The organism is Bacillus sp. FSL K6-0042 (assembly GCF_038006685.1).
Classification (GTDB): domain Bacteria; phylum Bacillota; class Bacilli; order Bacillales; family Bacillaceae_G; genus Bacillus_A; species Bacillus_A pseudomycoides.
Genome location: NZ_JBBOVS010000001.1, coordinates 3,557,065 through 3,579,057, shown reverse-complemented (window position 1 = coordinate 3,579,057; position 21,993 = coordinate 3,557,065). Strand labels below are relative to the sequence as shown.

The 21,993-nt window shown below is 37.7% G+C and carries 23 protein-coding genes; 6 read left to right on the top strand and 17 right to left on the bottom strand.

The features are described 5' to 3' along the window. Positions 1-189 precede the first annotated feature (189 nt). Positions 190-618 (bottom strand): DUF4362 domain-containing protein, encoded by a 429-nt coding sequence (locus MHH45_RS18235; RefSeq protein WP_016112519.1) that lies wholly within the window; start codon positions 616-618, stop codon positions 190-192. Between the two features lie 212 nt (positions 619-830). Between MHH45_RS18235 and MHH45_RS18230 the strand changes: the two genes are divergently transcribed. Then, entirely contained in the window at positions 831-2,240 is a 1,410-nt protein-coding gene (locus MHH45_RS18230) for an amino acid permease (protein ID WP_016112520.1), read from the top strand. Between the two features lie 19 nt (positions 2,241-2,259). On the opposite strand, the gene MHH45_RS18225 is transcribed toward MHH45_RS18230, so the two are convergent. The 5 genes from MHH45_RS18225 to MHH45_RS18205 all read right to left on the bottom strand — a co-directional run bounded on the left by MHH45_RS18225 (position 2,260) and on the right by MHH45_RS18205 (position 4,640). After that, positions 2,260-2,871 carry a hypothetical protein gene (locus MHH45_RS18225; RefSeq protein ID WP_016112521.1) on the bottom strand — a complete coding sequence of 204 codons (612 nt, stop codon included), beginning with the start codon at positions 2,869-2,871 and terminating at the stop codon, positions 2,260-2,262. Further along, positions 2,868-3,629 carry a MerR family transcriptional regulator gene (locus tag MHH45_RS18220; RefSeq protein ID WP_016112522.1) on the bottom strand — a complete coding sequence of 254 codons (762 nt, stop codon included), beginning with the start codon at positions 3,627-3,629 and terminating at the stop codon, positions 2,868-2,870. Before MHH45_RS18220 ends, MHH45_RS18225 begins: the two co-directional genes overlap by 4 nt. A gap of 170 nt (positions 3,630-3,799) precedes the next feature. Next, a complete protein-coding gene (locus tag MHH45_RS18215) occupies positions 3,800-4,015 on the bottom strand; it encodes a hypothetical protein (protein WP_016112523.1) in 216 nt (71 codons plus the stop codon). 24 nt (positions 4,016-4,039) lie between these two features. Beyond that, positions 4,040-4,429: a hypothetical protein gene (locus MHH45_RS18210; RefSeq protein ID WP_016112524.1), complete on the bottom strand. Its 390-nt coding sequence runs from the start codon at positions 4,427-4,429 to the stop codon at positions 4,040-4,042. A gap of 13 nt (positions 4,430-4,442) precedes the next feature. Further along, positions 4,443-4,640: a helix-turn-helix transcriptional regulator gene (locus MHH45_RS18205; protein ID WP_016112525.1), complete on the bottom strand. Its 198-nt coding sequence runs from the start codon at positions 4,638-4,640 to the stop codon at positions 4,443-4,445. A gap of 95 nt (positions 4,641-4,735) precedes the next feature. Here MHH45_RS18205 and MHH45_RS18200 point away from each other — a divergent pair, with 95 nt between their 5' ends. Further along, positions 4,736-5,089: a hypothetical protein gene (locus MHH45_RS18200; protein ID WP_016112526.1), complete on the top strand. Its 354-nt coding sequence runs from the start codon at positions 4,736-4,738 to the stop codon at positions 5,087-5,089. A gap of 38 nt (positions 5,090-5,127) precedes the next feature. Here the strand turns inward: MHH45_RS18200 and MHH45_RS18195 are convergent, their stop codons facing one another. Next, positions 5,128-6,150, bottom strand: coding sequence for a YeiH family protein (locus MHH45_RS18195; RefSeq protein WP_016112527.1), 1,023 nt, complete (start codon positions 6,148-6,150; stop codon positions 5,128-5,130). A 302-nt stretch (positions 6,151-6,452) separates the two neighbouring features. Here MHH45_RS18195 and MHH45_RS18190 point away from each other — a divergent pair, with 302 nt between their 5' ends. From MHH45_RS18190 to MHH45_RS18175, 4 genes are all read left to right on the top strand, one after another. After that, the gene (locus MHH45_RS18190; protein ID WP_003201848.1) at positions 6,453-7,346 is read left to right on the top strand and encodes a LysR family transcriptional regulator; all 894 of its coding nucleotides are present in this window, start codon (positions 6,453-6,455) and stop codon (positions 7,344-7,346) included. Between the two features lie 51 nt (positions 7,347-7,397). Continuing rightward, the gene (locus MHH45_RS18185; protein WP_016112528.1) at positions 7,398-7,766 is read left to right on the top strand and encodes a MerR family transcriptional regulator; all 369 of its coding nucleotides are present in this window, start codon (positions 7,398-7,400) and stop codon (positions 7,764-7,766) included. A 6-nt stretch (positions 7,767-7,772) separates the two neighbouring features. Then, positions 7,773-8,306, top strand: coding sequence for a flavodoxin family protein (locus MHH45_RS18180; RefSeq protein WP_016112529.1), 534 nt, complete (start codon positions 7,773-7,775; stop codon positions 8,304-8,306). A 289-nt stretch (positions 8,307-8,595) separates the two neighbouring features. Further along, positions 8,596-9,321: an ATP-binding cassette domain-containing protein gene (locus MHH45_RS18175; RefSeq protein WP_016112530.1), complete on the top strand. Its 726-nt coding sequence runs from the start codon at positions 8,596-8,598 to the stop codon at positions 9,319-9,321. A 145-nt stretch (positions 9,322-9,466) separates the two neighbouring features. Here MHH45_RS18175 and MHH45_RS18170 read toward each other — a convergent pair whose 3' ends face one another. The 10 genes from MHH45_RS18170 to cspC all read right to left on the bottom strand — a co-directional run bounded on the left by MHH45_RS18170 (position 9,467) and on the right by cspC (position 21,885). Continuing rightward, positions 9,467-9,778, bottom strand: a complete 312-nt coding sequence (locus tag MHH45_RS18170; protein ID WP_016112531.1) for a heavy metal-binding domain-containing protein — start codon at positions 9,776-9,778, stop codon at positions 9,467-9,469. 90 nt (positions 9,779-9,868) lie between these two features. Next, the gene (locus MHH45_RS18165; RefSeq protein WP_051124575.1) at positions 9,869-11,071 is read right to left on the bottom strand and encodes a PDZ domain-containing protein; all 1,203 of its coding nucleotides are present in this window, start codon (positions 11,069-11,071) and stop codon (positions 9,869-9,871) included. 321 nt (positions 11,072-11,392) lie between these two features. Continuing rightward, positions 11,393-12,829: a S41 family peptidase gene (locus MHH45_RS18160; RefSeq protein ID WP_077294632.1), complete on the bottom strand. Its 1,437-nt coding sequence runs from the start codon at positions 12,827-12,829 to the stop codon at positions 11,393-11,395. A gap of 118 nt (positions 12,830-12,947) precedes the next feature. Beyond that, entirely contained in the window at positions 12,948-13,841 is an 894-nt protein-coding gene (gene ftsX / locus MHH45_RS18155; RefSeq protein ID WP_016112534.1) for a permease-like cell division protein FtsX, read from the bottom strand. Continuing rightward, on the bottom strand, positions 13,831-14,517 hold the full coding sequence (ftsE, locus tag MHH45_RS18150) for a cell division ATP-binding protein FtsE (protein WP_077294635.1): 687 nt from the start codon (positions 14,515-14,517) through the stop codon (positions 13,831-13,833). Before ftsE ends, ftsX begins: the two co-directional genes overlap by 11 nt. An 858-nt stretch (positions 14,518-15,375) precedes the next feature. After that, positions 15,376-15,699: a cytochrome c551 gene (gene cccB / locus MHH45_RS18145; protein WP_016112536.1), complete on the bottom strand. Its 324-nt coding sequence runs from the start codon at positions 15,697-15,699 to the stop codon at positions 15,376-15,378. A gap of 453 nt (positions 15,700-16,152) precedes the next feature. Then, positions 16,153-17,254 (bottom strand): peptide chain release factor 2 gene (gene prfB / locus MHH45_RS18140; RefSeq protein ID WP_097786915.1). Its coding sequence is split into 2 segments (ribosomal slippage): positions 16,153-17,181 and positions 17,183-17,254, totalling 1,101 coding nucleotides; the frame shifts between segments, so codons are not numbered across the junction. A 304-nt stretch (positions 17,255-17,558) separates the two neighbouring features. Beyond that, positions 17,559-20,069, bottom strand: coding sequence for a preprotein translocase subunit SecA (gene secA, locus MHH45_RS18135; RefSeq protein WP_016112538.1), 2,511 nt, complete (start codon positions 20,067-20,069; stop codon positions 17,559-17,561). Positions 20,070-20,482: 413 nt separating this feature from the next. Next, positions 20,483-21,025 carry a ribosome hibernation-promoting factor, HPF/YfiA family gene (gene hpf, locus MHH45_RS18130; protein WP_016112539.1) on the bottom strand — a complete coding sequence of 181 codons (543 nt, stop codon included), beginning with the start codon at positions 21,023-21,025 and terminating at the stop codon, positions 20,483-20,485. Between the two features lie 662 nt (positions 21,026-21,687). After that, positions 21,688-21,885 (bottom strand): cold shock protein CspC, encoded by a 198-nt coding sequence (cspC, locus tag MHH45_RS18125; protein ID WP_001162040.1) that lies wholly within the window; start codon positions 21,883-21,885, stop codon positions 21,688-21,690. Positions 21,886-21,993 lie beyond the last annotated feature (108 nt).

The following is a 21,993-nucleotide window of genomic DNA, read 5'->3' as shown; positions in this document are numbered from 1 at the left end:
TCAGTAGGGGTTTTCTTCATCTCTACTGATGGTTAATGAATCTATCTTTTACGGGCAGTTGTCCCCCGCCTATCTTCCTCGTTTCTCTCTGAATCTTGAGATGGGGGTCTTACTGCCCGCAAATAGCGGGATAAACATAGCAAAAGGAAGGTTTCTTTTTTTATAAGCTCCTTCCTTTTTTAATCCCATTTATTTTGCCGGTATACGAAACAGGTCATATCCATTATGACCTGTTTCTTTCACACAATCATGTAGCGTATACCCTATATCTTCACGAGTATCTTTCATTATCTTTTTACAAGTATCGGAGTAAATCCCTTTATCTTTACCAGCAAATTTATCATAAGAATTATCTACCTTATAGCTGATTTCTCTCCCATCATATTCTAACGTTTGAAAGATTGGATCTCCTTCATGTGTATAATTCACAATGCATATTTTATCCGCTCTACCTTTTTCAACATTCATGAAGAACTTCTCGAATTTATGTAAATTAGAAATTTTATGTCCTTTTGCAATCACATCATTATTCTCATCAATTTTACCGCCCGATTGTGAACATGCTACTAAGCTTCCAATACAAAATAGAAAACACAATGAGGCAATTCCTGTTCTCATATTAAATCCTCTCCAGCTTGTTTTGGCTTTATACTATCATTCAACACGAGATTAACTAGAAGAACAATATTAATAGGTAGAATTTTCTAAAAAATAAATATTTACAAAAATATTATTTTACTTTAGAATACGAACTACAAAGATTCGACACGATACGACAAAACGGAAATATTTTTCAGAATATTATAACAACTAAGGAGTGAGGGATCTATATGAATCTATTTCGGAAAAAATCCATTTCAGCATTATTAGCACAGGCAGAACAAAAAGGGGCATCTTTAAAGAAAGAACTCGGTGCATTTGATCTCACAATGCTCGGGGTCGGCGCCATTATTGGAACAGGCATTTTCGTTCTTACTGGTGTTGCCGCAGCAGAACACGCAGGACCAGCACTTATTCTATCGTTTATTTTATCCGGTTTAGCCTGTGTATTTGCAGCACTATGTTATTCTGAATTCGCATCAACTGTACCGGTATCTGGTAGTGCATACACTTATAGCTATGCAACATTTGGAGAGTTAATCGCTTGGATTTTAGGATGGGATTTAATTTTAGAATATGGCTTAGCTTCCTCAGCTGTTGCCTCTGGTTGGTCAGGATATTTCCAAGGACTATTAAGTGGATTCGGGATTACATTACCTACAGCTTTAACAAGCGCGTATAATCCTGAAGCTGGAACATACGTAGACTTACCGGCAATCTGTATCATCTTTCTAATGACATTGTTATTAACAAGAGGAGCAAAAAAATCAGCTCGCTTTAATGCGATCATGGTAGCTATCAAACTTTTTGTTGTCTTACTATTTATCGGTGTTGGCGCTTTCTATGTCAAACCTGAAAACTGGACACCATTTATGCCGTTCGGCTTCTCTGGCGTAACAACTGGAGCTGCAACTGTATTCTTTGCTTACATCGGATTTGACGCTGTATCAACAGCTGCTGAAGAAGTGAAAAACCCACAGCGTAACATGCCAATCGGCATTATTGCTTCTTTAACAATCTGTACAATTTTATATATCGTTGTTTCATTAATTTTAACTGGAATTGTGCCTTACGATCAGTTAGGTGTTAAAAACCCTGTTGCATTTGCACTACAATACATCCAACAAGATTGGATCGCAGGTTTCATTTCTTTAGGAGCAATTACTGGAATTACAACTGTATTACTCGTTATGTTATATGGACAAACACGTTTATTTTACGCAATTAGCCGCGATGGCTTACTACCAAAAGCACTTTCTCGCGTGAACAAGAAAACACAAACACCTGTTATCAATAGTTGGATTACTGCAACTATGGTTGCTTTCTTTGCTGGTTTCATTCCTTTAAACAAACTAGCAGAATTAACAAATATCGGTACACTATTCGCATTCATCGTTGTATCCATCGGAGTAATCATCTTACGCAAAAAACAACCAGAACTACCTCGTGCTTTTAAAGTGCCATTAGTACCATGGATTCCTGCTTTAGCTGTTCTATTCTGTGGATACCTCGCATTGCAGCTCCCAGCAACAACATGGATTGGCTTTGCAGTATGGCTTGTAATTGGACTTGTTGTCTACTTCAGTTACGGTTACAAAAATAGTACGCTACAAAATGAACAAAAAGAAGACGTTGCATAATGAAAAAGCTGTTGTCCCATTAGGACAGCAGCTTCTTTTCTTTTTTTGGGAAAATGACATATGAGAATGTAATTACCGTATCAACTAAAAATACAATTCCCCAAACTTGACTCACACGGCTGGCGGCCTCATTTAACACAATTCCTTTTTCAAGCCAATTTCCCCACTGTTCAATCGGCACGAGTCCATACATAAAGAAAAAGACAATATGAACAACGATAAACAAAGCGAGATGTAAGCCCCACTGCCCCATTTCCTGTTTCGCATAAGCCCAGCCCGTAACTTCTACTGGCTCTTTTATAATAGGCATCGGCTCATTCCGCCACTTTGCAACAAGTTTTTGTACCCATACATCTAATTTTTTTAGATCTTTTTTCCCATAGAAGAATGCATATAATAATATCACTATCGTAATGATTTGAAAGTTAGAAAACTTACCAGTTTCATAATAATCCATGACACCTAAAGCTAAAATAAAGACTTCATTGAGAAGTAACACAATGCCAGCAATGAAACTGGCTTTCCGTAATCGAAATCCGTAACGAAGTAAAAAGAAACCAATTGCTGATATCCAAAACACAATTTCTGCACCAATTAAGAAATACCAACGATACTCTGCCAGTATACTCATTTCTCCTTCTCCCTCTCATCATATATACGAAAAGCTTCATCCATATACACTAGAAGCTCCTCTTCAATTGGATACATATTCATCTTCTGCGAGTCTTCTTCTGACTTTCGTACTTCCCATAATTTATCTAGAAATGCTTCATCCCCATTTGCCATCTCCAAACACTTAGCCATTAGCTTTTTTATAGCTTCTTGCACGTCATCATGAGATGCATCCTTCCCTTCTTTCATAAAGCTGCGTAACTGTTTTAACAGATCTACCCATTCTCGAACATCCTCATCTTCCTCGCTCATATTTGGCAAATTGCGAAGAAGTTTTTGCTCATCCTCTGAAAACACTCGCTTTTGAAATACTTCACGTATACGAGGAGACTGCCTCGAAAGTTGAATAAGTTCGAACATAATTTTCCAATCTAACTCTCCCTCTAACTCAGCCGAATACATAACAGCTTGTAAAATCCGTTCCATCCGATTAAACTTTTTCTGCTCTTCTTGTACAAACTTATGCTGTTTTTCTAATGATTCTCTTAAGCTAAATTCATCTGTCATTAGTATATTCATAATCTCTTTTAACGAGAAACCCATTTCTTTTAAAAATAAAATTTGTTGCAAACGAATGACGTCCCTTTCACTATATAAACGGTGTCCACCTTCTGTTTTCCCGCTTGGTTTCAGCAAATCAATTTGATCATAATAACGAAGTGTTCTTACCGTAACTCCTGTTTCCTTTGTAAGTTCTTGAATTGAGATCATTTCCATCACCCTTTCCTCTTTCATTGTAAAAGATGACGTAACGTAACTTTCAAGTGTTTTTGTGGAAAACTGCAAAAAAAGCTGTTTACACGCTTCATGTAAACAGCTTTTACGGGATTAAATCGGTAATCCCATCCCGTTTCCCCTTTATTTATCTATTTGTAGAACATACCTCACTACTCACTCTCTTCTACCTTTCTAAACTGCCATTTCGGCCAATAGTTCACAAAAAAGTATATAAACTGTCCAATTACAAAAAGAATAAATGGCGTTCCAGCACTTCCGTAAACAATCAAATTATACATACCCCATACCGCTAAGCTTAGCGCATAAAATACCCCTAAATATTTAAAGGCTTTATCTGACTGATGTCTTTCGTATTCATCTTGCATCCTCATTCCACCTCTATCCGCTCTTTATGCTCGTTTTCCAAATATAGTTGTCACGATTAAACTACCTGTAAATAGGAAGCTACACACAATAAATATTTCTGGTATTGGTATTACAGCTCTCCCGATTGCTTTACTCATACAAATGTAAGTAATAAAAAGAATGAACGAAAATAAAAACGAGATATTTAAATATCTTTTTATATTCTCCTGCACTCGTTCATCTACATCTGGAAGCTCTTCTTTTTTGTATTTACACTTTTTGTAATAAACGTACAAAGTCAAAAATACGATTGCTAAAATATTACTAACCACTAACGGCAATATCGGTATGGAAGAATCCATAATGCGTATTAGGATGTCTCCTGCAAATAGCCCTAAAATCGTGACTATGTACAATTGTTTATCATCTCTCATGCTCTCTTCCCCCTTACTCCAACGTAAATATTTCCTCCACCTTCATCCCAAAATACTTTGCAATCTTCAGTGACAATTCCAAGCTCGGATTGTAATGATGATTTTCAATCGCCACAATCGTTTGTCTTGTCACTTGCATTGCTTTTGCCATTTCAATTTGCGTTATGTGATTTTGCTTTCTTAGTTCTTTAATTCTGTTTTTTACACCCATAGGATCCACCTTTAAAAGTAAAGATATCTTTACTTTTATTATAAATATTTTCCAGTTTTAAGTAAAGATATCTTTACAAAATAGAGGGAAATATTTTGCTAGATCATAACGATACATTTCAATCCCTTATTGATTTCAATATCACTGGTGATGAAGTTTTTATTAACCATCTCGTCGGAGAAGCTATTTTTTTAGCATATGAACTTATGGGGGATGAACAAGATGACTGCTTTTATGAATTTTTATCAGCCTATATGAAAGAACGAGCATTATCTACACTTGAACAGGAAGCCTTACCTCTTATCATACAAGTTGTACGCCCATTTCGCTTTAGACGCACACAAAAAATTATCCAGCTTGTGAAAGAAGAACAATTTACTGAAGTGGAAAAGGAATTATCCTTTATGATTACCCTTTTACGCCGTGATGTGGAAGCATTCATGAAATAGGAAAAGGAGGCATACCGATTATGCCTCCTTTTGTTACCTTACATAAAACCTAACGCATATACAAGAATATACCCGAGAACAGAAAGACAAACAGATCCCACTAACCCTGCGACAAATGCTCTACTTCCTAATTTACGGAATGTCGTAAATTCTACATTTAAACCAAGTCCCGCCATTGCCATCGCAATGAGCATATAAGCAAGGATTACGATGTATCCTGCTACCACTTCCGGTATAACACCTAATGAATGAAATGCACTCATTGCCAAGAACCCTAAGATAAACCACGGAATCGGAATATCACGCCAAGAACCCTTTTGCTCATTTCTCTCACTACGCTTAAACCATAAACCAATTAAAATCGCTACCGGTACAAGCATGGCAACGCGCGTTAATTTCACAATAACCGCAATATCAACAGACGCGCTTCCACCTGGCGCCGCAGCAGCGATGACATGTGCAATCTCATGCAGCGTCGCTCCAGAAAATACACCGTAACTATACGGGGATAATCCAAGAACTGGGTATAATAAAGTATAAATTAACGTGAAAATTGTACCTAAAATAGCAATAATTGCTGCACCGACCGCTGTTTCATCGTCCTTCGCCTTCACTTGCGGCGCAATTGCCACGACCGCGGCCGCGCCGCAAATTGCCGTCCCGCATGCTGTTAAAATCCCAAGTGTCTTATCTACTTTAAAAACGCGTGTTAATGCGTATACAACAACAAGTGTAAAAGCAATGACAATCGCTGCAATAACTAGCACCTTTGGCCCAGCCTTTGCAATATCAACAAGATTTAATCGCATACCTAGCAAAATAATTCCGAAGCGAAGTAACTTCTTACTCGCAAAATTCGTTCCCGCTATCGCTTCGCTTGGAACACCAATTGTAGCTCTCCAAATCATTCCAATTAGAATAGCGATAACTAATTGGCCCATAATATTTAAAAATGGAAGCTCTGCTAAATATTTCGCGCTAATCGCAATCAACAATGTAATCCCAATCCCCTGCGAAAAACCGAGACGCTTCTTCTTTTGTATAACAAGTGTTTGTTCCACTTTGGATCACTCCAATAATCGTATTAAAACATGCATGTTTCTTATACTTCCATTATAAAAGCATTCCAATAATAAGTTTAATATCAATATTCAATCTCAATCATCAGAAAAACTTATGATAAACTAAAAAAGTGAAGGCGGCTTGTTCAAAATCGCAGGGCGTTGGAGCCCCCGACAGAGAGGCACTTTTCGCCTCGTCCGAGGGGGCGAAACGACCGGAGATTTTAGCCGCCGGAGCTAGACAATAGAAAAGCCGAAGCTAATCTCTAGATCAATAACAAAAGAGCAAAGGAGCAAACATCATGAACGTCGATATTTTAAAAATATTTGTGACCGTCGTAGAACAAAAGCATTTCTCTCGTGCGGCAGAATTGCTCAATCTCTCTCAGCCTGGCGTCAGCATGCATATTCGCAATTTAGAAAACGAATTTGGCACTACGCTCATTCAGCGTTCTCCAAAACATGTCCAAGTTACGGAAGCTGGCAATATTTTATACATACATGCGAAGCAAATGCTATCTCTTTATGAAGAAGCAAAACAAGAAATTAACGAACTACATAACGTTGTTACAGGAACACTGCGCATCGGGGCAAGTTTTACAATTGGTGAATATTTACTCCCAAAAATATTAGCACGCTACGCCAATGAAAATCCGCGTGTGGAAGTACACACGTTTATCTCCAACACAGAAGAAGTTCTCCAAAGCATTCGTTCCAACCAAATCGATATTGGCTTAGTAGAAGGTCAAGTCGTATACACTGATATAGATGTAGAGACTTTTATGAAAGATGAAATGAAACTAGTCGTTCCACCAAAACATCCTCTTCTGGGTGCACATGCAATTAACGAAGCTTCACTTCAAGATCAAGTATGGATTCTCAGGGAGATGGGATCTGGAACACGCGCCTATAGCGATCGTTTTATCCATCAGCACCATTTAAAAATGAAGCGTTTCTTTACATTTAGCAGCATTCAAAGTGTAAAAGAAGCCGTTGCTGCTGGGCTCGGCATTGCAATCCTTTCTGACTGGACCGTAAGGAAAGAGCTACAAGCAAAAGAACTTTTCCATGTCGAAGTTCCAAACGAAAAACTCATCCGCCCTTTCTCTATCGTTCGTGGCAAATACTTTATTCCTTCCAAAGCCATTCAAGTCTTTTTAGACCACGTTCATTCATTTGCACAAAAACAGAGTTGACCTTCACATTGGTGTGAAGGTTTACAATATATACGAAAGGAGTGAAGTGCAGTGCGAATTGGAGAATTATCAAAGCGAACTGGCGTCAGTGAACGTTCATTAAGGCATTATGAAGAAAAAGGGTTGCTTCCTTCGAAACGCCTTACAAATGGCTATCGTGATTTTGAGGCAAGTGCCACCAGAAAAGTTGAACTCATTCAGATGTACTTACAGCTTGGCTTGAATTTAGAAGAAACTGCAAGAATGCTGCGCTGCTTAGAAATTGAACCACAATTATACGAAAATCCATGCAGTAGTATTCTTACACTTTACGAAGAAAAGCTGGCTGAGGTAACAAAGCAAATTTCACTGCTCTCCAATATTCAAGCGAATTTACAGAAGCATGTTTCACTCCTAAAAAAAACGAAGGAAAAGGAATGATTGCATATGTTCGTTATACACGGAAGCTCCCGTTCAAATGGAAATACAGAAGCCCTTACACACATGATGATTGATGGTATCGATGCAGAACAAGTTTATTTACGGGATCATACCGTTCATCCTATTACAGACCAACGTCATGAAGCAGAAGGATTTCAACCAGTAGATGATGATTACCAAAACCTAATTGAGCAAATGCTAGAACACGATACAATTATTTTCGCTACACCTCTATATTGGTATGGGATGAGCGGACATATGAAAAACTTTGTTGATCGCTGGTCACAAAGTTTACGTGATAGATCCCTTCATTTTAAAGAAAAGATGAAAGAAAAAAAGATGTACGTTGTCATTGTTGGAGGAGATAATCCAAAGTTAAAGGCATTACCACTTATCGCACAATTTCAATACATCTTTGATTTTATCGGTTCTTCTTTTGAAGGCTACATTATCGGTGATGCTAATGCACCGGATGAAATTTCAAACGATAAAGAAGCATTAGTAAAGGCGAAACTATACAATGAACAATTCCGGAAATAATAACCAGAAACTAGTTTGACAAATCTCTTTGTATACGTATACGCATACAATAAAAATAACATTATGAAAGGAAGGTAACCCGGCCAATGAAGTTCTAATTCTCTTATTTATTCATCCATCACGCATAGTGAAACAAAATGATGAAAACTAGAAGAAGATGAGTCTGTCCATTTGTCGATACTTTCTTTTATCGCGATCGTGTAAAAATATGTGCATCGCTTATTTCTACACACTTTTTACATCTATGGGTGACGTCTATCCTCTCTAGTGAAACTAGGGAGGTTTTTTTATGACCATTTTATTCGTACGTAATATTGAAAAAATCTTTGGTGACCGCACTATATTTACAGTACAATCGCTTGAAATTCAAGGAAATGACCGCATCGGCATTGTCGGAGTCAATGGAGCCGGAAAATCTACACTATTACAAATTTTAAGCAAAGAAATAGAGCCAGATGAAGGCACTGTCTCACATCACGGTTCTATCACCATCATTCCTCAGTTTAGCGAAGAAACACTAGAAACAGCCACTTCCCTCGCAAAAGGAAAGTGGCACATTGCGAACGTTTCAAACTCACTGAGCGGCGGCGAGCGAACAAAGGTAGCACTAGCGAAAGTGTTTTTAGGAAACTATAACATGCTTCTGCTCGATGAACCGACGAATTATTTAGATGTAACAACTCAGGAAGAACTAGAAAACATGTTACAAGAATATCCTGGCACCGTCCTTTTCATTAGCCATGACCGTGCATTTATTCGTTCGGTTGCAGATTATATCTTACACATAGATGAGACTGAACCACGACTCTTCCATGGAAACTATGATCAATATATGAATCGAACAGAACAAACTTCTGTAAACACTACCGAGCAAGAACTGTTGCGATTGCAAACAAAATTAACAGAAATCATCAGCCCGATTTCGATGCCTGATCGACATGATGATGTTACAATTCTTGAACAAGAATATGAGCAGTTATTGGAGAAAATCAGGAATTATAAGGACGCACTCTAATGTCTTCCCGATATCTCGACGAGGATCCTGAAATTTCCCAAGAAATATCAGTGATTCGACTGCAAATATATCGTCGCTTCTACAATATACAACATAACAGGCATACAAAAAGCCGTGTACTGAGCACGGCTTTTTTCTTTATATGTTACACACGGACAGCTGTACCACTTACCGCAACCATTAACATCCCTTCACGAACTACCTCATAGTCTACGTCAATGCCAACAATCGCGTTTGCACCTTTTTGCTTCGCAAAAGATTTCATCTCTTCCATCGCAATATCACGTGCTTCTTTTAATTTACTTTCATATGCACCAGAACGGCCACCGACAATGTCACGAACAGAAGCAAATAAGTCGCGGACGATATTTGCACCCATAATCGCTTCACCGTTTACGATATCAATGTACTCGATAATTTCTTTCCCTTGAATAACAGAAGTTGTTGTTACGATCATTTTTTACAGCCTCCTATATATGTATCTTTTTCTTACCTACCTATATGGTACGCTAATTCTGTTAAAATTACATATACAAGGTCTTTTAAATTACACTGCTTCCGTATCCCACTTATGATTCTGTTCTACAAACACAATTCCCAATTCATGATGTCCATCTGCATATAGTGCCGTTTGAGCAAGGCGGAGCTCGCCTTTTGTATCAAGTACTTCTAACTTACAAAATGCCCCTGTCGTCTTGGACTGAAGCGCATCATAAAACTCTTCTGCACTTTTAGGAATTACACCGTTTACCTTCGTAATAACCTCTCCGGGCTTCAGATTCATTTCTACACCGACTGTATTCGGAATTATACCTAATACAACTAATCCATCATCGCGCGCTGCAAAATATGCTGGGCGCGTTTCATCAGCTATACGTTCCCGCATCGCAATAGTAAAGCGACCAAGCATCGCGACTCCCATCGCAAGAATAGCTACAACAGGCCACCAATAACTGACCACCCCTAAAACAAGAACAAGGGTCGCTAAACCAAATATACGTCTTCCTGTAAATAATAATGCTTCTGTCGGTTCCTCACTTCTAATTGTTCGCATAAAGCCAATTAAAAACGGTACAAGGAATAAGGAATACGTTTGTGAACCAACAGAAATGACCGGCCACCACGAAACAAATTGTGTAACAGCATCTCCCGGCACAAGAATAAAAATCGGAACGAGCCATAAACGCTTTGATTCATGTAGTCCAATATTTAAACCGCGCTTTCCTTTACGCATCTTAGGCGTTGAATGCCGCACCGCATTTTTCGAAATTAATAATCCTTCTACTACTAACATCAAGCCAATTAAAATGGCAAGTGATGCAATGGTACTCTCTTCTCCTTCTCCAAGCTGTAAGAAAGAGATTGGAAGTTTAGAAGATAATAAAGCTGCTACAATCGCCACGCCAAATGTGTAAGCAGGAGATAAATATCTATATTGAGCAGCTAGTCCAAATACTAGTGTCCAAATTAAAATCATCCATATACTTGCTTGCGACATAACTAGTCCGGCTCCAACTGTTATGATGGATACAACGAATCCATATCCAACTCCTGAAAATAAGGATGTTCGTAGTTCAAACCAAATATCATATACTTTAAAAGAAAAATCTTTTCGTTCTCGTAATATACGTAAGTATCCAGCAAAAATGCTACTTATCAAAAATACATAGACAGCAGGGTGTAAGAAAAAACGCCCAACTGCTCGCATTATCTCAAAAGACCACGCCTCCACGAATCGCTTCACCACCATTTATTCTTTCTTTTTATCTTATCATAAAGTGAAACTTTAATCAGTGGAGTTTTCTCCATCCCCCATCTACCTTCTTTTCTTTTTCTAAATTTTGAGATAGAAGTGTTACCGTTCATAAGTAGCGGGATAAACACATACAAAAAAATACAGGCAATAATATTAGGCCACTGAAAAAGTCCACTTCATAAGAAAAAGGAGTTCATCACCTACTATATACAGGTAATGGACTCTTTTTTCTTTTCAACATATTGATAAAATTCGTGTTATTTTTTCAAAGCAAACACTTTTTCAGTGCCTTCAATAATATGCCTGTATTTTTCCTTATTTCGCCATTAATTTTAATGCTGCCTGCAATTGCAGATCATTTTCACCAGAGCGAATCTTTTCAATGATTTTATTTTGAATCGCTTCAGCTGTCTTTTTATCAAGCTGACCTGTCATTTCCATTTCATTTGCATTTTGGAATGCTTTTAAAGCCGACTCTGTTTCCTTACTAAAGTATCCATCCTCACGTCCAGGTACATATCCTAAACTTTTCAGCATTTCTTGCGCATGCTTCACTTGTACATCATTTGAATTATAAGAAAGTGTTTTCTCAATTTGAATTGGCGTTGCATGATAATAATCTGGCTGTTTCACTTCCACCGTTGGGGCAATTCCTTTTTTATGAACCCAATTGCCATCTGGTGTAAGCCATTTAAACATTGTCAGTTTAATATTGCTGCCATCTTTAAACGGAACAGCTTGCTGAACAGTACCTTTTCCAAATGTTTTTTCACCAACTAAATCATATCCTTCGCCTTCTTTTAATGCACCTGCTAAAATTTCTGAAGCCGATGCACTTCCTTTATCAATTAATACTGAAATTGGATATGATTTTCTCTCTTTTAATGCAGTTGAGAATTTCTTTTTCTCACCATTTCGTTGTTCAACTTGCATCATTGGCTTTTTGTCCGTCATAATTAATCCTAAAATATCTTGTACGCTATTTAAGTAACCTCCTGGATTACCACGTACATCAATGACAAGGCCTTTTATATCTTTCTTTTCAAGTTCTTTTAATTGATCTTTAAATTCTTTCGCTGTATTTTCAGAGAAAGATGTAATTTGGATATAACCAATATTTTTCTCCTTCTCTTTCTTTACAGAACTAAACACAGTAAAAATCGGAATTTTTTCACGTTTAATTTTAAATTCTAGTGGATCTGCTACTCCTGAACGTTTTATCTCAAGCGTAACGTCCGTTCCTTGTTTACCACGAATCTTTAAGACCGCTTCTTCACGTGATAAATCTTTTACACTGTTTCCATTTACTGATAAAATTTGATCATTTGGCTTAATGCCTGCTTTTTCTGCTGGTGACCCTTTAATCGGAGAGACAATGATCAGTTTTCCATCCGTTTTGTTCACCTCAGCACCAATACCTTCAAGCTCCGGATCAAGCGACTCTGTAAATTGCTTCGCTGTTTCCTTATCCATATACGTGGAATAAGGGTCCTTCAGCGTCGACAACATACCCTGTATCGCACCCTCAACAAGCTTTTCATCCTTCACGTCTTCCACATAACGCGAATCAATCAGTGCATACGCCTCATTAATTTTAGCTAAATCCCCTTGTTTCGTGCCGGCACTATCGCCTGTAATTGTTTGCGCCATATATGATGGATTGATTCCAAACATATACATACCTGCAAACATTCCGCCAGCACCAATTAAAAATGCAACAATCATTCCAATAATCGCAACTCTACGTTTCAATGCGGAATTCCCCTTTCCAGAACACACAGGTGGTGTAGCAAAAGGCATCACACATTGTGTGATGCCTTTACCTATTTCTACTATATGATAAGCTTGTACGAATTATGTTTGCAACTTTTTATACTTTTAAGAAGCGACGAATTGACATTACGCTTCCCCACATACCGATTAATGCACCAATTAACACTAATAAACCGGAAAGTTGGAATACAAACGGACTATATGGAAGAAGTTCAAAAATCGTTCCTCCAAGCTTCTGGTTAAACATACCTTGAAGCGAATTATAAGTAGATAAAATTACAACAATTGGGAGAATTGAACCAAGTACACCTAAGAATAAACCTTCTAATAAGAACGGCCAACGGATAAACCAGTTTGTCGCACCTACAAGTTTCATAATTTCAATCTCCGTGCTTCGTGCATAAATTGTAATTTTGATTGTATTAGAGATTAAGAACATTGCTGTGAATAATAGACCAGCAATTAACAAAATCCCAATATTACGGCCTGTGTTCACTGTATCAAATAATTTTTCAACTTGGCCTTTACCATATTGGACTGTACTTACAAACTGCATTTTTTCAACTTTTTTCGCAATTGTAGCTGTATCTGTTGGTTCTTTCGCCTTTACAATAAATACGTTTTTAAGTGGATTATCTTGCTCAAATAACTCAAACGTTTTTCCGCTGTCACCTAAGCTTTTAATCAAACGTTTTAACTCTTCTTCTTTAGAAGAATATTTAACAGAATCTACTTTTGCAATTTTGCTAAGATCTTTTTCCAATTTCTTTTGATCCGCTTCTTTCGCCGCTGGATCAATGTGTATACGAATTTCTACATCTTGCTCCACTTTCGTTGCAAAGTGGTTCATATTCATAATCGCTGTTAAAAAGACACCTACAAGTAATAATGTAACTGTTACTGCACTGACAGAAGCAAACGTCATCCATCCGTTACGGGATAGATTTTTTACACCTTCTCGTAAATGCCGACTAAGGGTTTTAGTCTTCATATCCGTATCCTCCCTCAATCTCATCTCGAACAATTTTTCCGCCTTCAATCGCAATTACGCGATGACGAATTGTATTTACGATATCTGCATTATGCGTTGCCATAACAATTGTTGTACCGCGTTCATTAATACGTTTAAAGATACTCATAATATCAAGTGCTGTATCAATATCTAAGTTTCCTGTCGGCTCATCGGCAATCACAACTTTGGGCTTATTTACAATCGCCCTTGCAATCGCCACACGCTGTTGTTCTCCACCTGAAAGTTCAGTTGGAAGTGCGTCCGCACGATCTTCAAGGCTTACAAGACCCAGTACTTCAGTAACACGCTCACGAATTGCATCAGGCTCTTCTTCAATTACTTCTAAAGCAAACGCTACATTCTCATATACCGTTAATTTAGGTAGCAATTTAAAGTCTTGGAAAATTACGCCTAGCTGACGGCGAAAATATGGTACATCTCGCTCTGCTAACGTTTCAATTACAAGTCCATTCACATTGATAGATCCTGTTGTTGGTTTTTCTTCACGATACATCATCTTAATAAATGTAGATTTTCCGGCTCCACTCGGTCCAACTACGTATAAAAATTCACCTTGCTTAATGCTAACTGTGAGTCCATCGATGGCTTTCATACCATTTGGATACTCCTTATAAACATTCGTCATTTTTATCATTATTTATCACCCAATACTTAATGATTTTTTTCGACATACTTTTTCTGTCTATCTGAACATGAAAGCAAAAGCTCCCACTCTTACTTACACTCTGCTGTACTACAAACCTATTGAAGTATTTCTGTTGTTTCAAATAACAGTAACAGCATTTTCAGTCTATCACTGTTGCTTATGTACATGTTTCAGCAAAATTCTACAAACTACATTGTAACATCATTCGGTTTCCAATTCGGATACAATTTTGTTACAGTTATGTTACAGCACAAAAAGAAACAAGAAAAAGCAGTTATTCAAAGCTCCCTTTCCTCGATAAAAGGTTAATTCCTAACTATATAAGTACAAATTGAAAAAACAAACATAAAAGAAGCAGTCAGATCCTTTTCCTACCCCATGCCAAGTTAAAACAAAGAGAGAAAACGAGTACAGGTCACCTTTTGTTCTTCATAGTAGCAGTTTATATATTTTAAAATCAAAATGGATACATATATATCATAAACAAGTCTATATCATTTTATGAATCATTTTATGAATCATCTTATAAGTCTAGCTTTTTATAAAACAACCCAAAAAACTGACTGTTTAGCCCATCATGTCTAAAAACCTTCCACACAAAAAAGCCCCTTAGCCAACACTGCTAAACAGTCAGCTCCACTTTTTTTACGTTCTAGCTTTAGCGGCTAGAATGCTCAGTGTCTTTGCTTCTTCCTTCTATTCTGAACAAGCCACTTCCGCTTTTCTTTTGTCTAGCTGCAGTGGCTAAAATCTCCGGCCGTTTCACTCCCTCGGACGAGACAAAAAATGCCTCTCTGTCGGGGGTTCCAACGTCCTACGATTTTAAACAAGCCACTTCCGCTTTTCTTACTTATGTTCTGCTAACCATTCTGATACTTTTTTTGCATCTTCACCTTGAATAATTCCTGGTGACATTGCCCCGCGCCCTTTTTGGATAATATTCTCAATCTCCGCCGCGTCGTATTTACCGCCTACTTTTCGTAAATCAGGTCCAGTTGCACCAGATAAGTCGCTAGCATGACAACCTGCACAACTTTTTTTGAAAATTTGCTCTGCACTATCTGTACTTGCAGATTGATTAGAAGATTTATTTTCTTCTTTCTTTCCACATGCTCCTATAGTAAAAGCTAATGATGTTCCTAATACAATAGCCAACAATTTCTTTTTCACTTTTATCGCCCCCCATTGTTGATATCCTTCTTATTATTGATATAGCCATACTCTCACATAGCTCTCACTTGCCATTATAATAATTATCCCCTTATAGAAAAACCAACCTTCATAGGATATTTTTTACAAAAGGGATGAGAACCCTACTCATATAAAGCTTTCACCAATTGTTTCAATTCTGTGAACAAATATAAATTACTATAAAGATACTGTTTTTGCAAAACAAAAAAGGAAAAATTCTATACGGCTTCCTTATCATTTATAGCTTGCTTCTTAATATTTTTCACTTTTTACAAAACAATATACGACCTTGTATCATAAAACCAAGCTCATCAAAAAGAGAAGTTGTCACCCAACTCCTCTTCCTCCTTCTCTTATCAATACAGACAAGATGTACCTCATTATTCCCCGCTATCTCCTCAACGATAGGCCAACAGTCCGTTGGCTTTTTTCTTAAGAAATACGAGAGCGTAAATATGCATCAATAAACGGATCAATTTCTCCATCCATAACCGCTTGTACATTACCAACTTCCGTATTTGTACGGTGGTCTTTCACTAGAGAGTATGGGTGGAATACGTAAGAACGAATTTGGCTACCCCAGCCAATTTCTTTTTGTTCACCACGAATTTCATTTAACTGTGCTTGCTGTTCTTCTAATTTCTTTTGATATAATTTCGCCTTTAACATTTTCATCGCATGTTCACGGTTTTTAATTTGCGAACGCTCGGATTGACATGTTACAACCGTATTCGTTGGCGTATGTGTAATACGAACCGCTGAATCCGTCGTATTAACGTGCTGTCCACCCGCACCACTTGCACGGTACGTATCTATTTTTAAATCTTCCGTACGCACTTCAATCTCGATATCATCATTAAATTCAGGTACAACTTCACAAGATACGAACGATGTATGACGACGGCCTGAAGAGTCAAACGGTGAAATACGTACAAGACGATGTACACCTTTCTCTGCTTTCAAGTAACCGTAAGCGTTATGACCTTTAATTAACAATGTTACGCTTTTGATTCCTGCTTCATCGCCTGGTAAATAATCGACTGTATCTACTTTAAATCCGCGTTTTTCAGCCCAGCGTGTATACATACGTAATAGCATAGAACCCCAGTCTTGTGATTCTGTTCCACCAGCACCTGGATGTAGTTCTAAAATCGCATTATTTTTATCATAAGGATCGCTTAATAATAGCTGAAGCTCGTACTCATTCATTTCTCGAACTAAAGATTTCACTTCAGATTCTAATTCCTCATGTAAATCTTCATCATATTCTTCTTTTAAAAGTTCATGTGTCACTTCTAGATTTTCGAATGTTTCATCTAACTGACGAAATTTCCCAACCATTTCTTTTAACGCATTCGCTTCATTAATTACAGTTTGTGCGCCTTGTTGATCATCCCAAAAGCCTGCACCCATCATTGTTTCTTCTAATTCTGCAATGCGTTTTTCCTTTGTAGGAAGGTCAAAGAGACCCCCTAAAAGCCGCTAATCTCTTAGCCATTTTCTCTAATTCTTGCCTAATTTCTACTAGTTCCATGCTCTTCACCTCTATGTAATTGCTATCGCTTTTATATAAAACAAGGGAAACTCCCTCCGCTTATTACAGAGAGAGTTTGTCCCTTTTTATTATATGGATACTTTTAAAACTTTTCCATTTTGAAAATAAAATTTCGTGTAAGGTCGATTTTGAGCGCCTTCCTGCGAGGCAAACTACGCCTCTCTGTTAGGAGCTCCATCCTCCTCACATTCTGAACGAGCCGCTTCCGCACAAGAAAGTACAAATCACTTTCTGTGCGGAAGAACCTTAGCCAACGGTGCTGAACAGTCGGCGCCACTTTTCCTTATTTCCCAATACCACAGCAGTTTTTATATTTCTTACCACTGCCACATTTGCATAGGTTGTTACGTCCTTCTTGTTCACCTTTTACGACTGGTTTCTTTTTCACTTCTTCACCGTCATCTTTCGGATGAACTGCTTCACCTTGAGCTACTTCTTGGCGCTCTAAGTTTTGTTCAATTTCTGCTTTCATAATGTAACGAGAAACCTCTTCTTCAATGGAAGCGATCATGGATTCAAACATTGCGAATCCTTCCATTTGGTATTCACGAAGCGGGTCAATTTGACCGTAAGCACGTAAATGAATACCTTCACGAAGATGATCCATCGCATCGATATGATCCATCCATTTCGTATCTACAACGCGGAATACAACAACCTTTTCAAATTCACGCATTTGTTCTTCTGGTAGAAGTTTTTCTTTTTCATCATAACGCTCTATTAATTTTGCAATGATTGGCTCGCTCATTTCTTCTGGTGCAAGGCGGCGTATTTCTTCTTCCTTAACATCACCTTCCTCAAGAAGGTTTGTATTTAAGTAGTCAATCAGACCTTTAATGTTCCAATCCTCTTCAATTTCCTCTTGCGTATGAAGGGCAACAGCACGTTCTACAGTAGATTTCATCATACCTTCGATAATGCCTCGTAAGTTTTCAGATTCCATTACTTCTTGACGTTGCTTATAAATTACTTCACGTTGTTGGCGAAGTACATCGTCATACTGCAAGAGCTGTTTACGTGCATCGTAGTTGTTTCCTTCTACGCGTTTTTGCGCAGATTCTACAGCACGAGATACCATTTTACTTTCGATTGGCTGTGAATCATCCATACCAAGGCGATCCATCATCGCTTTCATATTATCTGCACCGAATCGGCGCATTAATTCATCTTCCATTGATAAGTAGAACTGCGTCACACCAGGGTCTCCTTGACGACCAGAACGACCACGTAACTGATTATCAATACGACGACTTTCATGACGTTCTGTACCGATAACCGCTAGGCCACCAGCTTCTTTTACACCTTCGCCTAGTTTAATATCCGTACCACGACCAGCCATGTTTGTCGCAATCGTTACAGAGCCTTTAAGTCCTGCTTCTGTAATAATATCCGCTTCACGTGCATGGTTTTTCGCATTCAAGACGTTATGACGTACACCTTTACGTGTTAACATGTTTGAAATAAGTTCAGATGTTTCAATTGCAACTGTACCAACAAGAACTGGTTGCCCTTGCTTATGGCGTTTTACAATATCCTCAACAACCGCATTGAATTTTCCTTCCATCGTTTTGAAAATTAAATCCGCACGGTCATCACGAACAATTGGTCTGTTTGTTGGTATCACGATAACATTCATATTATAAATGTTACGGAATTCCTCTTCTTCCGTTTTCGCTGTACCAGTCATACCTGATAACTTTTCGTACATACGGAAGTAGTTTTGGAATGTAATGGTTGCTAATGTCATACTTTCATTTTGAATTTCTACGCCTTCTTTTGCTTCAATCGCTTGGTGTAAACCTTCACTATAGCGGCGGCCCTTCATAAGACGACCAGTGAATTGGTCTACAATTACAATTTCGCCTTCTTGTACAACATAATCTGTATCGCGGTGCATTACAACGTGTGCACGAAGCGCCTGATTAATATGGTGAAGAAGTGCAACGTGTTTTAAATCAAATAAGTTTTCAATATGGAAAGCTTTCTCTGCTCTCGTAATCCCGTCTTCTGTTAACATGACATTTTTCGTTTTCACGTCAAATGAGTAATCTTTTTCATTTTCTAACGTACGAATAAATGCATTTGCAAAGATATATAGTTCTGTTGATTTTTGTGCTTGTCCAGAAATGATAAGCGGCGTACGCGCTTCATCAACTAAAATGGAATCGACTTCATCAATGATTGCGAAATGAAGCGGACGCTGAACACGTTGCTCTTTATATAGCACCATGTTATCACGCAAATAGTCAAAACCAAGCTCGTTGTTTGTACTATATGTGATATCAGCAGCGTAAGCAGCTTGCTTTTCTTCACGTGACATGCTATTCAAGTTAATTCCTACTGTTAAGCCAAGGAACTCATGTAGTTGTCCCATTTCCCCTGCGTCACGTTGCGCTAAATATTCATTGACTGTAACAACATGAACACCTTTACCTGTTAAAGCATTCAAATAAACCGGTAAAGTAGAAGTTAATGTTTTACCTTCCCCTGTTTTCATCTCAGAGATATTCCCTTCATGTAAGGCAATACCACCCATTAATTGCACAGGATAAGGGCGCATACCAAGAACGCGTGTCGCTGCTTCACGAACAACCGCAAAAGCTTCTGGTAATAAATCGTCTACTGTCTCGCCTTTCGTAAGACGCTCTTTAAATTCAATTGTTTTCCCTTTTAATTGTTCGTCAGTTAACGATTGAATCGATGATTCAAACCCTTCTATTTGATCCACATTTTTCTGCATACGTTTAATTTGGCGCTGGTTTACATCAAACACCTTTTTTAAAATACCGATCATAGGAAATACGCTCCTCTTTTATTAAAATAAAACTTCCGATCGTGCTCTATATTTCTGCTCACTAATCAGTCGTTATAAAACGCAAATTTATTTTCTAGCATTTTCTCTCCTAATTAAAAAAACAAAAAAAGTATAAACCTAATGATAATTGTAACACTTGTTTTATAGCTATGACAACAACTGGCCAAACGCATAGCCTAAATTAGCTGAAATTTTGATTAATAGGCGTTTTATAGCGATCTCATCCTTTACTAAACTTCTTTGTTTCCTGTTCCATTATGAGACAGCGGTATGTCTTCCCAAAAATAATAGAGTGAAAACTCAAAGACTTTCATATGTTTCATCGGTCTACACGTAAAACATTTTATACACAATAAAAAAACGCAGCCTTTTACAGCTGCGTTCTTTACTTATTATTTTGTTTCAATTAATCCATATTTTCCATCTTTGCGGCCATAGACAACATTAGTTTCATTTGTATCCGCATTTGTGAAGACGAAGAAGTTATGACCTAACATAGCCATTTGTAAGATGGCTTCTTCAACATCCATTGGTTTTAAATCAAATCGTTTTGTACGTACAAGCTCTAATTCATCCTCTTTCACTTCTTCCAACGTTACCGCTGGCTCTGTAAGGATAAATGCAGTTTTCGGAGAGCCTTTTTCACGTAATTTACGATTTACTTTTGTTTTATGTTTACGAATTTGTCGCTCAACTTTATCAACCACTAAATCAATTGCAGCGTACATATCGCTATGAGTTTCTTCTGCACGAAGTAATAAATCTGTAAATGGAATTGTTACCTCGATACGTTGCTTGTCAGAGTATACTTTTAAATTAACTTTAATCTCTGGAAATGTATCAAAATAACGCTCTAATTTGCTAAGTTTTTTCTCTACATATTCCTTTAATGCTGGAGTTACTTCAATATTTTCACCACGAATGTTGAATTTCATAGATGAATTCCTCCTTTCAAGCCTATGTATACAATTTCGACAACGGCTTAAGAACTCCTGCTAACTTTTTTGAAAAAGTTAGGGAAATTGAAATTTTTTATCGTTTTTTGTTGAAAAGAAAAGATGCATCGTTTCTATTTACATTTTACCCTATTAACATCGTAAATAACGAATATAAGTATGGACAATTCGTTACAGAAAAGAAACAACTTTTTGACAACATTTTTATCATTTGAATGGAAAGACCGACCGAAAACACAACCATCTCTTTTAGGCGGGAGGGAGCATCCGCCCATGGCTAGTAGCGGGCAGGGCCTTTTTTAGCCCCATGCCATGTAAGAACACAAGGAGACAATGAGCGGAAGTCCCTGTTTGTCTTTCATAACCGTAATTTATGTGCCGTGAAATCAAATTAAAGTTATAAATTGAAAGAACCATATACAACCATTTCTTTTTGGTGAGAACGAGCGTCCGTCTTTGCATAAGAGCGGACAGGACTTTTCCCCCCATGCCACGCAAAAAAAAACAGAAGGGGACAATAGGTGAAAGTCTCCTTCTGTTCTTCATAGCCGCAATTTATATTTTGGAAGATTAAATTGAATATATATAAACCGTTGCCACAACCCCAGCTCTATGTTTCTCACAAAACTCTTCGTTCGAAATTATAATTTCACAACATTCGCTGCTTGTGGTCCACGCGCACCATCTACAATGTCAAATTCTACTTTTTGTCCCTCTTCTAACGACTTATACCCATCCTGTTGAATTGCAGAAAAATGAACAAAAACATCATCACCGTCTTCACGCTCGATAAACCCAAATCCTTTTTCTGCATTAAACCATTTTACTCGTCCTTGCATGTTCGTTCCATTCCCTTCACTCTAAAAATAAGGGCATTTACCCCATAATTTGACTATAACGAATGACAACATATCAAGTCAAAGAAGTCTTGTCGCCTTTTTATTGTA